At 66.7% G+C, this 1,127-nt stretch carries 1 protein-coding gene; it reads right to left on the reverse strand.

Annotated elements, in window-relative coordinates:
* Positions 1 to 1,127 (reverse strand): elongation factor Tu (gene tuf, locus ACTZWW_RS22650; protein WP_444783224.1); only part of this gene is annotated, 1,127 nt, incomplete at its 3' end.

The raw sequence follows: 1,127 nt of genomic DNA on the forward strand, positions 1-1,127 counted from the left end.
CGCAGCTTCTCCTCCATGGCGATCGGCACGATCAGCTCGACCTCCATCGCGACGTTGTCGCCCGGCATCACCATCTCGGTGCCCTCGGGCAGCTTGACCATGCCGGTCACGTCCGTCGTGCGGAAGTAGAACTGCGGGCGGTAGTTGTTGAAGAACGGCGTGTGGCGGCCGCCCTCCTCCTTGGTGAGGATGTACGCCTCGGCCTTGAACTTCTTGTGCGGCTTCACCGAGCCCGGCTTGCACACGACCTGGCCGCGCTCCACGTCCTCGCGCTTGGTGCCGCGCAGAAGCACGCCGACGTTGTCACCCGCCTGGCCCTGGTCGAGCAGCTTGCGGAACATCTCCACGCCCGTGACCGTCGTCTTGACGGTGTCGCGGATGCCGACGATCTCGACTTCCTCGCCCACCTTCACCACGCCGCGCTCGACGCGACCCGTCACCACCGTGCCGCGGCCCGAGATCGAGAACACGTCCTCGATCGGCATCAGGAACGGCTGGTCGATCGGGCGCTCCGGCGTCGGGATGTACTCGTCGACCGACGCCATCAGCTTGAGGACAGCCTCCTTGCCGATCGCCGGGTTCTTGTCCTCGAGCGCCATCAGCGCCGAGCCCTTCGTGATCGGGATGTCGTCGCCCGGGAAGCTGTACTTCGACAGCAGCTCGCGGATCTCGAGCTCGACGAGCTCCAGCAGCTCCTCGTCGTCGACCATGTCGACCTTGTTCATGAACACGACCAGCGCCGGGACGCCCACCTGGCGCGCCAGCAGGATGTGCTCGCGCGTCTGCGGCATCGGGCCGTCCGCCGCCGACACGACCAGGATCGCCCCGTCCATCTGCGCCGCGCCCGTGATCATGTTCTTCACGTAGTCCGCGTGGCCGGGGCAGTCGACGTGCGCGTAGTGCCGGTTCGCCGTCTCGTACTCCACGTGCGCCGTCGAGATCGTGATCCCGCGCGCCTTCTCCTCCGGAGCCTTGTCGATCGCGTCGTACGCCGTGTACGTCGCGCCGCCCGTCTCCGCCAGCACCTTCGTGATCGCCGCCGTCAGCGACGTCTTGCCGTGGTCGACGTGACCGATCGTCCCGATGTTGCAGTGCGGCTTGGTACGCTCGAATTTCGCCTTGGCCAT

This window comes from Salinarimonas sp. NSM, assembly GCF_052380005.1.
Taxonomy (GTDB): domain Bacteria; phylum Pseudomonadota; class Alphaproteobacteria; order Rhizobiales; family Beijerinckiaceae; genus Salinarimonas.